Annotated in this window: 12 protein-coding genes; 7 read left to right on the top strand and 5 right to left on the bottom strand. The window is 57.2% G+C overall.

Features of this window, described 5'->3' with window-relative positions:
- Nucleotides 1-17: 17 nt before the first annotated feature.
- Nucleotides 18-1,145 carry a helix-turn-helix transcriptional regulator gene (locus SH139x_RS20000; protein WP_488351533.1) on the bottom strand — a complete coding sequence of 376 codons (1,128 nt, stop codon included), beginning with the start codon at nt 1,143-1,145 and terminating at the stop codon, nt 18-20.
- Between the two features lie 265 nt (nt 1,146-1,410).
- Between SH139x_RS20000 and SH139x_RS19995 the strand changes: the two genes are divergently transcribed.
- Both SH139x_RS19995 and SH139x_RS19990 read left to right on the top strand, forming a co-directional pair.
- On the top strand, nt 1,411-2,016 hold the full coding sequence (locus SH139x_RS19995; protein ID WP_488351532.1) for a LemA family protein: 606 nt from the start codon (nt 1,411-1,413) through the stop codon (nt 2,014-2,016).
- Nucleotides 2,016-4,106: a M48 family metallopeptidase gene (locus tag SH139x_RS19990; RefSeq protein WP_488351531.1), complete on the top strand. Its 2,091-nt coding sequence runs from the start codon at nt 2,016-2,018 to the stop codon at nt 4,104-4,106. Before SH139x_RS19995 ends, SH139x_RS19990 begins: the two co-directional genes overlap by 1 nt.
- Here SH139x_RS19990 and SH139x_RS19985 read toward each other — a convergent pair.
- Nucleotides 4,072-4,971 (bottom strand): alpha/beta hydrolase, encoded by a 900-nt coding sequence (locus tag SH139x_RS19985; RefSeq protein ID WP_488351530.1) that lies wholly within the window; start codon nt 4,969-4,971, stop codon nt 4,072-4,074. The genes SH139x_RS19990 and SH139x_RS19985 overlap by 35 nt on opposite strands.
- Nucleotides 4,972-5,124 (bottom strand): hypothetical protein, encoded by a 153-nt coding sequence (locus SH139x_RS19980; protein WP_488351529.1) that lies wholly within the window; start codon nt 5,122-5,124, stop codon nt 4,972-4,974.
- Between the two features lie 339 nt (nt 5,125-5,463).
- On the opposite strand from SH139x_RS19980, the gene SH139x_RS19975 reads away from it, so the two are divergent.
- From SH139x_RS19975 to SH139x_RS19955, 5 genes are all read left to right on the top strand, one after another.
- Nucleotides 5,464-5,967, top strand: a complete 504-nt coding sequence (locus SH139x_RS19975; RefSeq protein WP_488351528.1) for an FxsA family protein — start codon at nt 5,464-5,466, stop codon at nt 5,965-5,967.
- Between the two features lie 111 nt (nt 5,968-6,078).
- Nucleotides 6,079-8,457 carry a DUF1592 domain-containing protein gene (locus SH139x_RS19970; protein WP_488351527.1) on the top strand — a complete coding sequence of 793 codons (2,379 nt, stop codon included), beginning with the start codon at nt 6,079-6,081 and terminating at the stop codon, nt 8,455-8,457.
- Between the two features lie 2 nt (nt 8,458-8,459).
- Nucleotides 8,460-9,818, top strand: a complete 1,359-nt coding sequence (locus tag SH139x_RS19965; RefSeq protein ID WP_488351526.1) for a DUF1552 domain-containing protein — start codon at nt 8,460-8,462, stop codon at nt 9,816-9,818.
- Nucleotides 9,819-9,900: 82 nt separating this feature from the next.
- A complete protein-coding gene (polA, locus tag SH139x_RS19960) occupies nt 9,901-12,915 on the top strand; it encodes a DNA polymerase I (protein ID WP_488351525.1) in 3,015 nt (1,004 codons plus the stop codon).
- A gap of 13 nt (nt 12,916-12,928) precedes the next feature.
- Complete coding sequence (locus tag SH139x_RS19955) at nt 12,929-13,540, top strand: methyltransferase domain-containing protein (protein ID WP_488351524.1); 612 nt, start codon at nt 12,929-12,931, stop codon at nt 13,538-13,540.
- A gap of 14 nt (nt 13,541-13,554) precedes the next feature.
- Here SH139x_RS19955 and rsmH read toward each other — a convergent pair whose 3' ends face one another.
- Nucleotides 13,555-14,439, bottom strand: coding sequence for a 16S rRNA (cytosine(1402)-N(4))-methyltransferase RsmH (rsmH, locus tag SH139x_RS19950; protein ID WP_488351523.1), 885 nt, complete (start codon nt 14,437-14,439; stop codon nt 13,555-13,557).
- Between the two features lie 3 nt (nt 14,440-14,442).
- Entirely contained in the window at nt 14,443-15,036 is a 594-nt protein-coding gene (locus SH139x_RS19945) for a thioredoxin family protein (RefSeq protein WP_488351522.1), read from the bottom strand.
- Nucleotides 15,037-15,127: the final 91 nt, after the last annotated feature.

Genomic DNA, 15,127 nt, shown 5'->3' with positions numbered 1-15,127 from the left:
TGGTAACCGAGCGGTTCTCAGCCCTCGGGTGTCACATCAGCTGCCGCGGGAGTCGTCGTCACTCGATAAGTTGCAGCCAAGCGGCCCACGACCTCTTGCACGGCCGTGCGAAACGAGGCTGGTTCCAAGACTTCGGCGTCACTCCCCAAGGCTAACACTTTCGGTAACAGCTCGCGGGGATGAGCGGCCGGTACGGTAAACAACCACGTGGCCGCATCTATATGGGGCACCCCAGCATTGGCCGCTTTTTGGGCCTCATCCACGGGCACCCCCTCAGCCTCGGGAAGCTCATGCTCGGGCTGTAAGATTTGGTCGGGGTGCCAAGGATCTTCGCGAACCCAGCCGGCGGCTCGCTGACCCAAGCGGATGATGACCGATTCGGTTTGTTCGCCCGAGAAGATGCCGATGCTTTTACCGAGATGCGACTCCAGATCGACAGACGGATCAACGCGAAAATATTGATCAGTCAGAATGGCTTTTTGAAAGCGGTCCAACTTCCAGTGCCGCAAACGTTCTTCGGGATCAGTGACTTCGCTGGCTGCGGCAACCACGTAAATGCTGGACTGATAGACAGCCAAACCATACGGTTCAATCTGCCGTTCGGTCTCTGGTTTGCCCACGCTCTGATAGACAATTTCAACCACGCGATGCTCGCTGATCGCCCGATTGATCGTTCTCAGAATTCCTTCTTTGGACTCATATTTTCTACTTGGCGTGCCGAACACGCAGAGCGTTTTGCGGTAGCGTTGATAGTGCTCGTAAACTCCGTCGGGCAGCACTTCGCGAACTTTGTTCCAGAACGACTCGATACCCTGCCAGTAGGAGGTTCCCACCAGCGGGTAGAGTAAATCGCGGCCGATCGAGAGCGCGATCAGTTCGGTGGCCGAAGCGCTGATGCTGTGAATTCCTCGGTCGGTCCGCCCCATTTTCCAGACTTTACCCCGCTGGGTTTGCTCGGTGACAATATCGTAACCGGCGACCTGTAGAGCCTCGATATCGCGTCGCACGGTGCGGCCATGCAGCGACGTCAGCCCCATATCACCCACTAAGTCCTCGCGGATATCGTCCAATGTCTTCCCGTAGCGGGTCTCTTCGAGCAGTTGCAGAATTCGGTGTTGACGAACCAGCTGTTCGTTGCGAGCCATGGGGAATCCTAAAAAACGAAGAAGTTTGCCACCATCAGCATCTTGGCAACTTTTACGGCAATGATGAAGGGAGCGTAACGCAAATTAACGGCCAAGCACGTGGGGCAAATGCCAGCGCGCGTAAAAGTTGCCGGCAGCCGCGCCTCGCATCGCCGCCAAAGTTGCCTTACACTACGGGTGCCACCAGGCGATCACCGCACATCGCCACAAGGGGGTAGCCTTGTCCGTTGAAATTGGTGCGGGCCACTCGAAAAAGTAATCTCTCATGCTTTGGATACTGATCACCTTTGGCGTTTTGTTGTTGATTGGACTGGCGATCGCTGCCTATGGAGTGGGCATCTACAACCGCTTGGTGACGCTAAAAAATCGCGTTGAAAATTCGTTCGCCCAAATCGAGGTGCAACTCAAGCGACGACATGATCTGATCCCCAACTTGGTCGAGACGGTAAAAGGATATATGAGTCACGAGCGGGAGACGTTGGAGGCGGTGATTCAAGCCCGCAATCAGGCTGTCGGCGGCTTGCAAAATGCTGCTGGACACTTGGATGACCCGGCCGCCATGCAACAACTAGCGGCGGCGGAAAGTGGTTTGGGCAGCGCGTTGGGACGCCTGTTCGCGTTATCGGAAGCTTACCCCGACCTCAAGGCCAATCAGAACATGGCCCAACTGACCGAGGAACTGACTTCCACGGAAAATCGCATCGGGTTTGCCCGGCAAGCCTTTAATGATTCAGTCACCGCCTATAACACTTACAAACAAACGTTCCCGCCGGTGATTTTTGCCAACCTGTTTGGACATGGGCAAGATCGTCAGTTGTTGGAGTTTGACAGCGAAAAAATTAACCAAGCGCCTTCGGTTTCATTCAGCTAATGGCGACTAATTTTTTTGAACGGCAGGAGCGTGCCCGCGGTCAGACGGTACGGCTGGTGGCGGCGTTTGTGTTTGCCATCTGCGCGATCGTCGCCGCCACCTCAGTCGCTACCTACTTTTTGGTCGATTATTTCTTCTCCATGGAAGATTCGCAGGCCCCCGTGGCTTTGCGATGGGGAACGACACTCGGCGTGGGGCTGCTGACCGTGCTGATGATCCTGCTGGGCAGTCTGTACAAAGTCGTCACCTTGCGGAGCGGCGGTGGCAGGACCGTCGCCGAGGGGCTGGGAGGTCGGCTGATCTATCCCAACACGGAGGATCTCGCCGAAATTCGCGTGCTCAACGTGGTCGAGGAAATGGCGCTCGCCGCCGGCGTGCCGGTGCCGCCGGTCTACCTGCTGGCGGACGAAAAGGGAATTAACGCCTTTGCCGCCGGTTACTCGCCAAGCGATGCCGTAATTGGCGTCACGCGGGGCGCCGTCGACGCTTTCAGTCGCGACCAACTGCAAGGTGTCATTGCTCACGAATTTAGTCACATTCTCAATGGCGACATGCGGTTGGGGATTCGTTTGATTGGCATTCTCCATGGCATCGTGCTGTTGGGGCTAACGGGCCGCGCGCTGTTTCACATTTTTGGCCGCGGGAGTATTGCCGGCGGCGGTCGTTCCAGCTCAGGCAAAGGAGGCGGCGGCCAAGTCATCATTGCGATTTTTGCCTTAGCTGCCTTGATGGTCGTGATCGGTGCGATCGGCGTGTTCATCGGCAGCTTGATTCGAGCGGCGGTTAGTCGGCAACGGGAACACTTGGCCGATGCCTCGGCGGTCCAGTTCACTCGCAATCCATCCGGACTGTCCGGCGCGCTCAAGCGGATCGTCGCGCGGGGCCAAGGTTCCATCCTCAAGAATGACAACGCAGCGGAAGCGAGCCACCTCTTTTTTGCCGCAGCGCTCAACAAGAGTTTCGCCAGTTTCTTTGCCACCCACCCGCCACTTCCCATGCGAATTCTGGCGGTGGAACCGAACTGGGATGGGGTCTTTCCCGTGATTAAGCCGGCGGCGGAACAGCGTGGCCGGTTTTCCGCGACGGAGACCGGGGGAGCGAATTTTGCCGGTCAACAACACGCCGGAACTGCGCAAGCGGACACCGCAGCCGAGCAGCAGGGCGGGGCGACGGGGCATGCAGGCGGTTTGCCCGCCATCCAGCTGGCCGGTCTCGTCACGGCGGCAGCGGTCGAGGAGGCGATGCGACGAGTGGGCGAGCCCAGCCAGGTGCACCAGCTCTATGCTCGCAACCTCATCGGCTCGATACCCCCGCAGCTCAAGCAGGTTGCCCGCGATCCTTATGGTTCGCGCGCGTTCATCTTCGCCCTTCTGTTTGATCGTGACCAGGCAATCATGAACAAACAGTTGGAAGCGCTCGGCGGTCGGATTGAACCCCACGTAATTGAATTGGCGGTCAAGCTAACTCCCCACTGTCACAACTTGGATGTGCGTCTCCGCCTGCCACTGGTCGACATGGCGATTCCCGCTTTGCAGTCGATGTCGCCGCCGCAATTCGAGCAGTTCGAAACCTGCTTTTGGGCCTTAGTCCACGCTGATGAGCAGATTACTGTGTTTGAATGGGCGTTATCGCGAGTGATCCATCGCCACTTGGCTTCGCGGTTCAACAAAATTGCCTCGCCCGTGACGCGGTACTACGGACTGCAGCGTCTAACCGCGCCGATCTCTTTGCTGCTTTCCATGCTGTCCCACACCGGGCATGAAGAGCCCGAAGCGCGCCAAGCGTTCGCGTTGGCCATCAAGTTGGTGGAGTCGGCTAAACCGGTTTGGTTCCCCAGGTCCGAGTGCAAGCTGGGTGAATTGGAGCAGGGGTTGAAGTTATTGCGGACCGCTTCGCCCAGGTTGCGCGAGCAGATTGTGGCGGCCTGCACGGTAGCCGTCTGCGCCGATGGCAAGGTTCGTCCCGCCGAAGCTGAATTGCTCCGTGGCGTGGCCGACCTGCTGGACTGTCCTGTGCCACCGGTGCTGGCTGGACAAACGGTCGACCGGCTGTTGCCTACGAACCAGCCGGCTGTCCCCAGCGGCCCGTGAGCCAAGTGATAATGCGGGCAAACACGTCGGCCCGCTCGCGCTCATACAACAGACCGTGGTACATCTCCGGAAAGCTGAAGAACTCGGCCTGTTCCCCCACGCGAATGCACAACGCGTGACTCGCCTGCGACTCGGTCAGCGTATCTTGCTCGCCATGCAAAACCAGCAAGGGTAATTGCAGTTTGCTGGCCTGGTCCAAACTCCAGCGGCCCTGCGCTAACAATTGCGTCCCCAGCCGCAGTGACATTTGATTGTGCATCAGCGGATCATTGGCGAGCCGTTCGATCTGCTCGGGGTCATGCGTCAATTGATCGGGCGTGATGTTGGTGCGAAAGCGAATGAAGGGCAGCAGCTTTCCCGTCAGCCAAGCGGCAAAGATCTGGTCACGCTTCGGCGGGTTCGCCGGCAAGATCATCGGCGCGGCCAGGATGATGCCCGCCAAATCGTGAGGCCAGCGGAGCGAGTAGTTGATCGCCAAATTCCCTCCCATGCTGTGCCCCAGCAAAACTTGGGGAATGCTGGGCAGATGGGACTTCAGCGTTTGTCGCGCGTGATCGATATCATCGAGCATGGCATCGTAACTCGGCGGCGCACCACGACGACCGGGTGATAAACCATGACCTGGCAAATCGAACGCCAGACTGGCAACACCCACGCGGGCTAATGCTTGGGCGAGTTCACGGTAACGCCCCGCATGTTCGCCCAAACCGTGGACGAACACGCAAGCCACCCGGGCTTGCGAAGTCTCGGGCAAGGCCAGCCAGCCCGTTAAATTTCCGCTGGCACCGGTGGAAACGTCGGTAAATCGCACACCGGCGGAAATCCCATCTGGCTGCGAGTCCGCAGCAAAACGTTCAGCAGCCACTCAACAATCCGCCTTGAACAAGGGGGCGGAGATTTCCGCATGCCCAACTTGGCCAGCATCCGACTTACTGGCATCCGACTTACTGGCGTCGAGCTTGCGGGCGTCAGCGGCAACGTCGAGCTGGGCTGCCAATCCGACGCAAGTCGCTGACACTATCCACGGACGGCGAGTGCAGGAAAAACTTTCGCCCCGACAACTTTTTTTTCGCCGTTCCACGGCAGCGAACTTCAAATCACTTATCCTTATGTCTTGGTGGCTGATGTCCCGAGGGCTGGCACGCATAACCGACCGAAAATTGCGAGCAGCTGGATGGTTCAGGCTGTTGGCTTGAGCATTTCCATTGCGGTTTTACAGTGCCCAAGGAACCTCGATTGGGGCCCCGCCGCATGGCTCTGGCCCGTTAGTTGCAACACCGGAAATAAACGACTGGCTCGACTGTCAAACCGGCCGGTGACCAGCGCTTATCACACGCATTACGAATGGACCCGGGAAATGTTGGGAAAATTACTGCTCGCGTTTATCTTGATCCCGCTGATCGAGTTTTTTCTGTTGTTGTGGATCGCTGACAAGACCTCGATTCTGGCCACCATCGCCTTGGTGATTGTAACCGGAATTATCGGTTCTTTGTTAGCTCGTGCGGAAGGGCTGCGAGCTTTGCAGCGGTTTCGCAGCACGGCAGCAGCTGGCAAGCTACCGGGAGCCGAAATCCGCGATGGATTGCTAATTGCCTTTGCCGCGGCCCTCTTGCTGACTCCTGGGCTATTAACTGATTTGTTTGGCTTCGCACTGCTGATCCCGGCCACGCGACGTCGCATTTCCGCTGCTTTGGCGAGGCGTTTTGCTGGTAAAATGCAGTTTACCTACGTCGATTCCCAGCAAGGTTACCAGTCGTATCGCAACGACCCCAGGACCGTGGAAGGCAGCGTCGTCGAGTCTGATTATGCCGACTCTAGCGAGGATGACGAAAAAGAGGCCAGAGCCGGGCTGCCGCGGTAACTCCGGGGAGGGGAGTTTTCACCATTCTGAAGTACCTTTTGCTTGCCACAGCGTTTATGATGGTAATGGATAGATGCTGTCGATTCGCGGCATAAAAGGTATCAGGCAGTCATGAATTTTTGCGGAAGTTCGGGTCCGGCTAACGAGTTCTCGCGCGGTTACGCGGCGAGCGGGTTCGTGTTTGGAGTGCGGCTCAGCATCGGGTTATTGCTCAGCGGTTGCTTGTCGGGGTTGCTGAGCAGTCCGGCGGCGTGGGGTGATGAAGCGAGCAGACAGCGGGTATTCGACCAAGAATTGGTTCCTTTGTTGCGGACCTATTGCTACGACTGCCACGGGGCCGATGCGGGCGAAGGGGATGTGCTGCTGGCCGCCGATGCGACTCCGGATGCGATCTTGAATAATCGCAGGATGTGGGTGCGTGCGCTCGGCCAAGTTCGCTTGGGAGCGATGCCGCCGGCCGACGCGGAAAGCATGCCGGAAGAAATTCGCCTCCGCTTGGCCAGCCTAATCGATGACCTTGCCAACGCGGTCGACTGCGTGAAAAATCCCAACGCTGGCAAGGTGGTCATGCGGCGATTAAACCGCTTTGAATATCGCAACACGGTTCGTGATTTGTTGGGAGTTGACTACGAAGCGGCGATCAATTTTCCCGGTGATGATGTCGGCTATGGATTTGACAACGTGGGGGATGTGCTCTCGTTGCCTCCCTTGCTGATGGAGAAATATCTCTTGGCCGCCGACGAGATCAGCCGCCAAGCAATCAAGACGCCTCCACCGGCAGACCTGTATTTGAAAACGCTGGCGGCCAGTCAATTAAAAGGAGCGGAAAAGTTTAACGCGGCCCGCGGCGGCTTGGGGATTCACTCTCGCGGCTTCGTCGATTTCGCTCCTGATCTGCCTTTCCCCGGAAACTACACCCTGACCATCACCGCTTATGGCGATCAAGGGGGTGACGAGCCGGTCAAGATGGAAGTTCGACTCAATGGTGATTCGCTGGCCATCATCGATGTTCCCAACTCCGACCCCGAAGAATTCACGGTTCAATTTCGCACGCGGTTGGGGAAACATCAGCTCGAAATCGGTTTTATCAATGATTTTTGGGAACCGGAAACCAAGACCGACCGCAATCTCCATCTTGTGCACACGGAACTCAGCGGCCAGGACAATCGAGTCCGCTACATTCCGTCGACCGAATTACCAGCGAGTCATCGCCAGATCATTTTTGCCACGCCATCGGCGCAGTTGTCAGCCGACCGAGCATCCCGCTTAGTGCTGGAACGTTTGATGAGTCGCGCTTATCGGCGGCCAGCTCATAAACGTGAAGTCGATCGCCTTTGCGAGTTGGCAGCCGCGGTCCGCAGCGGTGGTGGCAGCTTTGACGAAAGCATCCAAGTCGCTTTGCAGGCCATTCTGGTGTCGCCACATTTCTTGTTCAAAGTCGAGCGTCATCAACCTTTGGGCCCCAACGGCGAGCCGCGTCTCCTGACCGACTTTGAGCTAGCCACGCGGCTCAGTTATTTCCTCTGGAGCAGCATGCCCGACGATCGCTTGCTGAAAGCCGCTTGGCAAGGCCAATTGAGCAAACCTGATGTGCTCCGCGGCGAAGTCGCTCGCATGATTAAAGATGGTCGCTCCAACGCCTTGATCACCAACTTTGCCGGTCAATGGTTGCAGCTGCGGAGCTTGGAAACGACGCAGCCTGACGAAGGCAAGTTTCCTCAGTTTACGCCCCAGCTGCGGCAAGCGATGCAACGCGAGACGCTGACTTTCTTTGCCGGGGTGCTACGGGGCAATTTGCCGGTGACCACTTTGCTTGAGGGCGATTTTACTTACCTCAATCAACCGCTGGCCGAGTTTTATGGGATTCCAGGAGTGGAGGGGGAGCAATTCCGCAAAGTTTCGCTGCGGGGAACGCCAAGAGCTGGCTTGCTAACCCACGCCAGCGTGTTGACGGTGACCAGCAATCCCACGCGGACATCGCCGGTTAAACGAGGCAAGTGGATTCTGGAGAATTTGCTCAACATGCCTCCGCCCCCTCCGCCACCCGATGTTCCGGAATTAGAACAAGATGCTTTGTCGGGCACGCTCCGTGAACGGATGGAACAGCATCGCGCCAATCCAGCCTGCGCGGCGTGTCACAACATGATGGATCCGCTGGGGTTCGCGCTGGAAAACTTTGACGCCATCGGGCGTTGGCGGACTAGCGACGGCGAGGAGTTGATCGACGCCTCCGGACAGTTACCCGATGGAACCACATTCCAAGGTATCGAGCAATTGAGATCCCACCTCACGGGCAAACAACGCGAGCAATTCGTGCGTTGTTTGACCGAAAAGCTGATGATTTATGCTTTGGGGCGTGGCTTAGAATACTATGACAAGTGCGCGATCGATGAGATTTTGCTCGATGCCAAGAGCAAGGATTATCGCTTTGCCTATATCATTGCTGGGATTGTCGCTAGCCCACCCTTTCAAAACCAGGGAGAACGCTGATCATGACGACTGGAGCAAAAAGTCTCGACCGCCGCACGGTGCTGCGTGGGTTAGGAACTGCGATCGCCCTGCCAGTGCTTGATGCGATGCTGCCCACGCGATTGTTGTCAGCCGCCGCGGTGGCCACGCCGAATCCAGTACGGATGGCATTCTTGTACGTCCCCAACGGCATGCACATGCCAGACTGGACGCCTCGCCGCGAGGGTGCCAATTATGATCTACCGCGAACGCTGGAACAGCTGGCGCCCTATCAACAACATGTCAACGTGTTGAGTGGGCTGACCCTCGACGGGGCTTTTGCCCACGGCGACGGAGGTGGCGATCACGCCCGCAGCGTGGCGGCCTTTTTAACGGGTGCCCATCCGCGAAAAACCAACGGCGCCGATATTCAGAATGGTGTCTCGGTCGACCAAGTTGCTGCCGCGGAGGTGGGTGGCAAAAACCGCTTCCCTTCGCTCGAGTTAGGGTTGGAACCGAGTGCCCAGAGCGGCAACTGCGACAGTGGGTACAGTTGCGCCTATGCGTCCAACATGTCGTGGCGAAGCAGCACCAGCCCGATGGCCAAAGAGATCGACCCGGGGGCAGTGTTTGATCGGTTGTTCGCTGGCCAAACGGTGCGAGACGTTCGCAAAGCAAAAACGGTGCGAGAAAAGTACCGTAAGAGCGTGCTCGATTTCGTGTTGGAAGATGCCAACGACCTGCGGGGAAAATTGCCGCAAACCGACAAACGCAAATTGGACGAGTACTTATACAGTGTCCGCGATGTGGAAAAACGTTACGTCGGCGCCGAGAAATTGGTGATTGGCGAGGATGGTGTCCCCGATTACCCGCGCCCAGCCGGTGTTCCCCGCGAGATGGCCAAACATGCCGAGTTAATGCTCGATATGCTCGCTCTCGCCCTGCAGACCGATAGCACGCGGATCGTCTCCTTCATGTTTACCAACGCGGGCAGCAATCGCGGTTACCCCGAGATCGGGATTTCCGATGGACATCATGACTGCTCCCATCACGGCAAGAGTGCCGAGAAACAGCAGAAAATTGCCGCCATCAACCGGTTTCACTTGGAGAGCTTTGTCTACCTGTTGAAACGCATGACGACGATTCGCGAAGGAGAAGGCACGCTGCTCGATAACTGCATGTTGCTCTACGGCAGCGGGATCAGTGACGGCGATCGCCACAACCATGATGACTTGCCGATTCTGCTAGCTGGATCGGCCGGCGGACGCATCCGCTCGGGTCGCCACATCCGTTACCCCAATCATACGCCACTATGCAATTTGTACGTTTGGATGCTGCAAACGATGGGGGCGCGGGTTAGCTCCTTTGGCGACAGCAACGGCGTTTTGAAAAAGCTGGGTTAACAAACCCTTGGGAGTCGCCAGCGGTAAGGGTACAACAGGGGCTGTCCGCCTTCGTTGCTCCGCTTTTGCCCCGATTTCCAACATGCCTCGCAAATCAAACTCGCAAAACGCTTCGGACCCTCAGTCTGCCGCTTCGCAGCCTCGTCAACAGTCGTTCGCGGGCTTTGACGACGAGCCCCCCGCCCGCAAACACCCAGCGGGGGCTGCCAGCGTGCGCGAATCACAACAGCCGGCCGCTGAGAGGGATGTTGCTGACAGCGATGTTGCGGAAAGTAGTGCCGCCGATAGCAGTGCCGCTGATGGCGATGTTACTGACAGCAATGCCGCAGCCCCAGCGGCTCCGCTTACGTCTAGGGCGAACGAGCAAGATGATCCCAACGACTTGACCGATCGGCTGGTCGTGATCGTCGATTCCCATTCTTTGATTTACCAAGTCTTCCATGCTTTGCCCCCGATGAGCAGTCCTAGCGGGCTGCCAGTGGCGGCCGTGCATGGCTTTCTCGGCGACTTGTTAGAGCTGCTGGTCCGCAAAGAACCTGACTATTTGTTTTGCGCGTTTGACAAGTCCGAGAAGACATTTCGCAACGAGCTGTATCCGGAATACAAAGCGCATCGAGAGGCGATGCCCGAGGACCTGCGGCAACAGATTCCTTTAATTCATCGCGTTGTCGAAGCTTTGGGCATCAGCCGGTTGGAGTGTGTCGGATACGAAGCAGATGATATCTTGGCAAAAGTTGCCAAACAGGTCGAGCAAGCGGGTGGACGTTGCCTGGTGGTCACCGGCGATAAGGATTGTCGCCAGCTGATCACCGATCGCGTGCAGCTGTATAACATTCGCAAAAATACTGAGATGGGCATCGACGAGCTGTGGGCCGACTGGGGCATCCGGCCTGATCAAGTGGTCGATTATCAGGCGATGATTGGGGATCCGGTTGATAATGTACCGGGCATCCCGCTGGTCGGTCCCAAGTTGGCAAAACAGCTACTCGAACAGTTCGATACGCTGGAAAATATCTTCGCCAACACGGCCAGCATCAGCGGTCCTAAACGTCGCCAGAATATCGAACAGGGCCAAGCCGCCGCGCTGCTATCGCGAACTTTGGTGCGATTGGAACCTGATTTTGAGCTGCCGATCTCGTGGCCTGAAGGTCGCGTCGGTCGCGTCGATTTGAAACGACTCGAAGCACTCTGCGACGAGTTCGGATTCCGGCGTTTGAAAGGGCGAGTGGCTGAAGTGTTGGGGGAGGGCGTTCCACAAGCGAACGCAGTGTCACCGATCGATTTCAGCGGCTATCGCTGCATCACGGACCTCGACGAACTTCGCGGTCTGGTGGAAATTTGGTTACAGCAAGAGAGTATTTGCATTGATACGGAAACGACCAGCACCAGCCCCCGGCACAGTGATCTGGTCGGCATCTCGGTCGCTTGGGAACCTGGTAAAGCGGTCTACATTCCGGTGCGGGCTCCCGCAGGTGATCCAGTGCTGGAAGAGCAGGCGGTGATCGGGATTCTAAACCCCGTCCTGGAAAATCCTCGCGTCGGCAAAATTGGACAAAACATCAAATATGATTTGGTCGTCTTGCGTGGCAGCGGTAGCCGTGTCGAAGGGGTCCAGCACGATACCATGGTGGCCGACTACATCATCGAGCCCGGACGTCGCAATCATACGCTCGACGATATCGCGCTGCGCTATCTCAACCACACCATGATTTCGATTAAGGAACTGATCGGCACGGGCAAACAGCAAAAGCGGATGGATGAAGTTCCTTTAGAACTGGTCGCTCGCTACGCCGCCGAGGATGCCGACGTGCCGCTGCAGATCGCTCCGCTACTTGCCGAACGATTGCGGCAGGAAGGTTTGGACGAGTTGTTTGATACCTTGGAAATGCCGCTGATCGAAGTCTTGGCCGAGATGGAGTTTAATGGCATTTATGTGGATGTGGAAACCTTACAGGAATTGAGCCGCGGCTTTACCACGGAGATCGACCGACTGCGGCTGGAAATTCATGCCTTGGCGGGCAGCGAGTTCAACATCGATAGTCCCAAACAGCTGGCGGTCATTTTATTTGAACACTTGGGACTGCCGGTTATCAAAAAGACTAAGACGGGGGCCAGCACCGACGCGGACGTGTTGGGAGAGTTGGCGACGATGCACGATTTGCCCGCCAAGGTGGTGGCGTATCGGCAAGCGATGAAATTGAAGAACACCTACGTCGACGCCTTGCCCCAGCTGGTTTGTGAGAAGACGGGACGGATCCATACCTCCTTTCGGCAGGATGTGGCGGCCACCGGCCGGCTTAGCAGCAGCGAACCGAATTTGCAAAATATTCCCGTGCGGAACGAAGCGGGCAAGGCTATCCGCAGCGCTTTTCGAGCCCAAGATCCCAGTTGGTTATTGCTGGGGGCCGATTATTCGCAAATTGAATTGCGCGTGCTGGCCCACTACAGCGGCGACCCGGCGCTTCTGCAAGCTTACCGCGACGATGCCGACATTCACCGTCGCGTGGCGGCTGAAGTGCATGGAGTCGAGGAACAAGAAGTTACCGAAGAGATGCGTCGAACGGCCAAGACGATTAATTTTGGCATCGTCTACGGGCAGAGTGCTTTTGGGTTGGCACGCACCTTGGGAATCCCCAAAGATCAAGCCGCCGCCTACATCGAACTCTACTTCCAGCGATATCCGGGGGTGCAAGAATTCATGTTGAACACCTTGATCGAATGCCGCCGCGACCAGTCGGTGAAGACAATGCTGGGACGTCGCCGCGCCGTACAAGGGGTGCGTGATTTTCGCGAGCTGGATGTCAGCAAAATGCGATCATTAACCGAAGCCGAACGGATCGCCGTGAACACGGTCATTCAAGGTTCGGCGGCCGACTTAATCAAGCAAGCGATGCTCAACGTCTATCATCGGCTACGCAACTCCGACTTGCCAGCCAGGCTCTTGTTGCAGATTCACGATGAGTTGTTATTCGAGGTTGATCCCCACGCGATCGACACCCTGGAGACACTCGTCCGCGAAGAGATGGCGGGAGTTGCCGAATTAAAAGTCCCCTTGAAGGTAGATGTTGCTCGCGGCGCCACTTGGGCTGAGGTTTAAACTTCGCAAACCAATGGTTGAACGCAACTTAAAAACCGAACTGCACGACGAACGGCTGGATGTAATCAAGCGAACTTTGCTGGATTTAAAAGCCGAGTCGGTGCTCGACCTGGGATGCGGGACCGGGCAATTACTCCAGCGACTCGTCGGACAACGACAATTCAAATCGATCGTGGGTGTCGACGTCTGCGGGCATTCTCTATGGCACGCCCGGGAAGTGCTGGAACCTTATTTGGGCGACGCGGGGCGGACGCTGTCCGTGATTGCCGGTTCTTATGATGATCCGAAACTCGAAGTCAGCGGCTTTGACGCTTGCACCATGGTGGAAACGATCGAGCATGTCGCTCCGGGGAATCTCAGTCGCGTCGAGCGGGCGGTGTTTGCCTGCTATCGACCCGGTGCGGTGCTGATGACAACGCCCAACGCCGGCTACAACGAAGTTTATGGATTATCGCCCCACCAGCGCCGCGCGTCGGATCATTTGTTTGAATGGGATTGCCAGAAATTTGGGCGTTGGGTGAACGGAGTTGCCAGCCGCAACGGGTATTCTGTGACGCTGCGAGGGATCGGCGAAGCGGTCCCCGGGTTGGGGCAGCCAACACAATTTGCAGTTTTTGTGCGCTAGTTGTTGGGGTCTTCTTAACCAAAATCCTTAGCCTTGGCGGCTCGGAGTTTTGCGCTGCGGCTGCGGCTATTGAGCGCTAGCTCCTGGTCGGTTGCCGTGAGCGGTCGCTTCGTCAGCACCTCCCAGTGGTCTTGCTCGCGAAAAGCATATTTTACGATCCGATCTTCCAATGAATGGAAACTGATCACGACCAACGGCGCGCCCGGTTTGAGCCAACGAAAAGCTTGCTGGAGCGTTTGTTGCAAAATGCTCAGCTCTTCATTGACGGCAATGCGGAGGGCTTGAAAGGTTCGCGTTGCCGGATCAATCGAGTGATTTTTGGAGCGTGGAACACAGCTGCGAACGAGCGTTGCCAGCTCCGATGTGGTCGTCACTGGGCAGCGTTGTTTCCGCTTTTCAACAATCCGACGAGCGATGCGGCGACTGAATCGCTCTTCGCCAAACTGGTAAATCAGATTGGCGATTTCCGCTTCGGGCAAGCGTAGCAAGAGTTCGGCCGCGGTCTCGCCGCGGCCCACGTCGAATCGCAAGTCGAGGGGGCCGTCACCGCGAAAGCTGAAGCCCCGTGATTCATCTTCCAATTGGTCGCTGGACAAGCCCAGGTCGAGCAACATGCCGTCGACGCGATCAATCTCCAACATCTTGCAAACACGGTCCAAACGATGGTAGCTGGCATGCAGTGGCACCACTGGCGGGCAAGCTTGTTCGGCTTCGGCTCGCGCGATGGGAATCGCGTCGCGATCGAGCGCCAGCACGCGGCCGGTCGGCCCCACCCGCTCGGCGATTAAACGCGTGTGACCACCACCACCGAGCGTGCCGTCGACGATGGTTTGCCCCGGTTGCGGATCTAAGTACTGCAATACCTCAGCGGGCATCACGGGAACATGCACTGTCTCCACGAATCAGGCAGTCCCGGCTGGGTTAAAGTACTCGGGCTCGTTACCCGGTTTCCATTTGATGTTGCAGCCGATGCTGGGTACTTGCTGTTCGGCCGGCTTCTCCCCCGCCAAGACGGCATCGAGCGCCGCGCGCAAATCGGCTCCTGTCACTAGTCGGTCCGTTTTCGGACGGCTGTCGTCCATTTGCCCGCGATACACCAAACGTTGCTCACTGTCGAACAAGTAAAAATCGGGGGTGCAGGCGGCGTGATAAGCTTTGGCGACCGCTTGATCGCTGTCGTAGAGATAGGGGAATGTGTATCCCTGCTGAGCCTTCTCCGCGGCCATTTTCTCCGGCGAGTCATCGGGGTATTTCTCAGCGTCATTGCTGCTGATCCCCACGACGGCCACGCCCCGGGCCTGATAATCCTCGGCCAATTGCTGCAAACCGGCCGCGACATGTTTGACGTAGGGACAATGATTGCACATAAAAATCATCAACAGAGCCTTGCTGCCCGCAAACTCGCTCAGTTCCACGGTGCGTCCATCGGTGTCTTGAAGCTTAAAATCGGGAGCTGGGGTGCCCAGCGGCAACATGGTGCTAGCGGTTCGGACCATTGTGCTTCCTTTTCCTGTTGAGTGGTCTACAACTGTGCGGTCCCTGCAAGGTACTCGACGCAAGGGCATTGGGAAACCGGCGGTGCCGTCA

Origin of the sequence: Kothea flammea, from assembly GCF_052161645.1 — a bacterium.
GTDB lineage: Bacteria > Planctomycetota > Planctomycetia > Pirellulales > Pirellulaceae > Laterigemmans.
The sequence above is the reverse complement of the archived record's forward strand: the minus strand, read 5'-3'. Positions and strand labels throughout refer to the sequence as shown.

Bases quoted from the DNA above. Each gene is read 5' to 3' on its own strand.
- SH139x_RS19990 (WP_488351531.1), top strand. From the start codon at position 2,016: ATGGCGACTAATTTTTTTGAACGGCAGGAGCGTGCCCGCGGTCAGACG.
- polA (WP_488351525.1), top strand. From the start codon at position 9,901: ATGCCTCGCAAATCAAACTCGCAAAACGCTTCGGACCCTCAGTCTGCC.
- SH139x_RS19965 (WP_488351526.1), top strand. From the start codon at position 8,460: ATGACGACTGGAGCAAAAAGTCTCGACCGCCGCACGGTGCTGCGTGGG.
- SH139x_RS19970 (WP_488351527.1), top strand. From the start codon at position 6,079: ATGAATTTTTGCGGAAGTTCGGGTCCGGCTAACGAGTTCTCGCGCGGT.
- SH139x_RS19945 (WP_488351522.1), bottom strand. From the start codon at position 15,036: ATGGTCCGAACCGCTAGCACCATGTTGCCGCTGGGCACCCCAGCTCCC.
- SH139x_RS19955 (WP_488351524.1), top strand. From the start codon at position 12,929: ATGGTTGAACGCAACTTAAAAACCGAACTGCACGACGAACGGCTGGAT.
- SH139x_RS19995 (WP_488351532.1), top strand. From the start codon at position 1,411: ATGCTTTGGATACTGATCACCTTTGGCGTTTTGTTGTTGATTGGACTG.
- SH139x_RS19975 (WP_488351528.1), top strand. From the start codon at position 5,464: ATGTTGGGAAAATTACTGCTCGCGTTTATCTTGATCCCGCTGATCGAG.
- SH139x_RS20000 (WP_488351533.1), bottom strand. From the start codon at position 1,145: ATGGCTCGCAACGAACAGCTGGTTCGTCAACACCGAATTCTGCAACTG.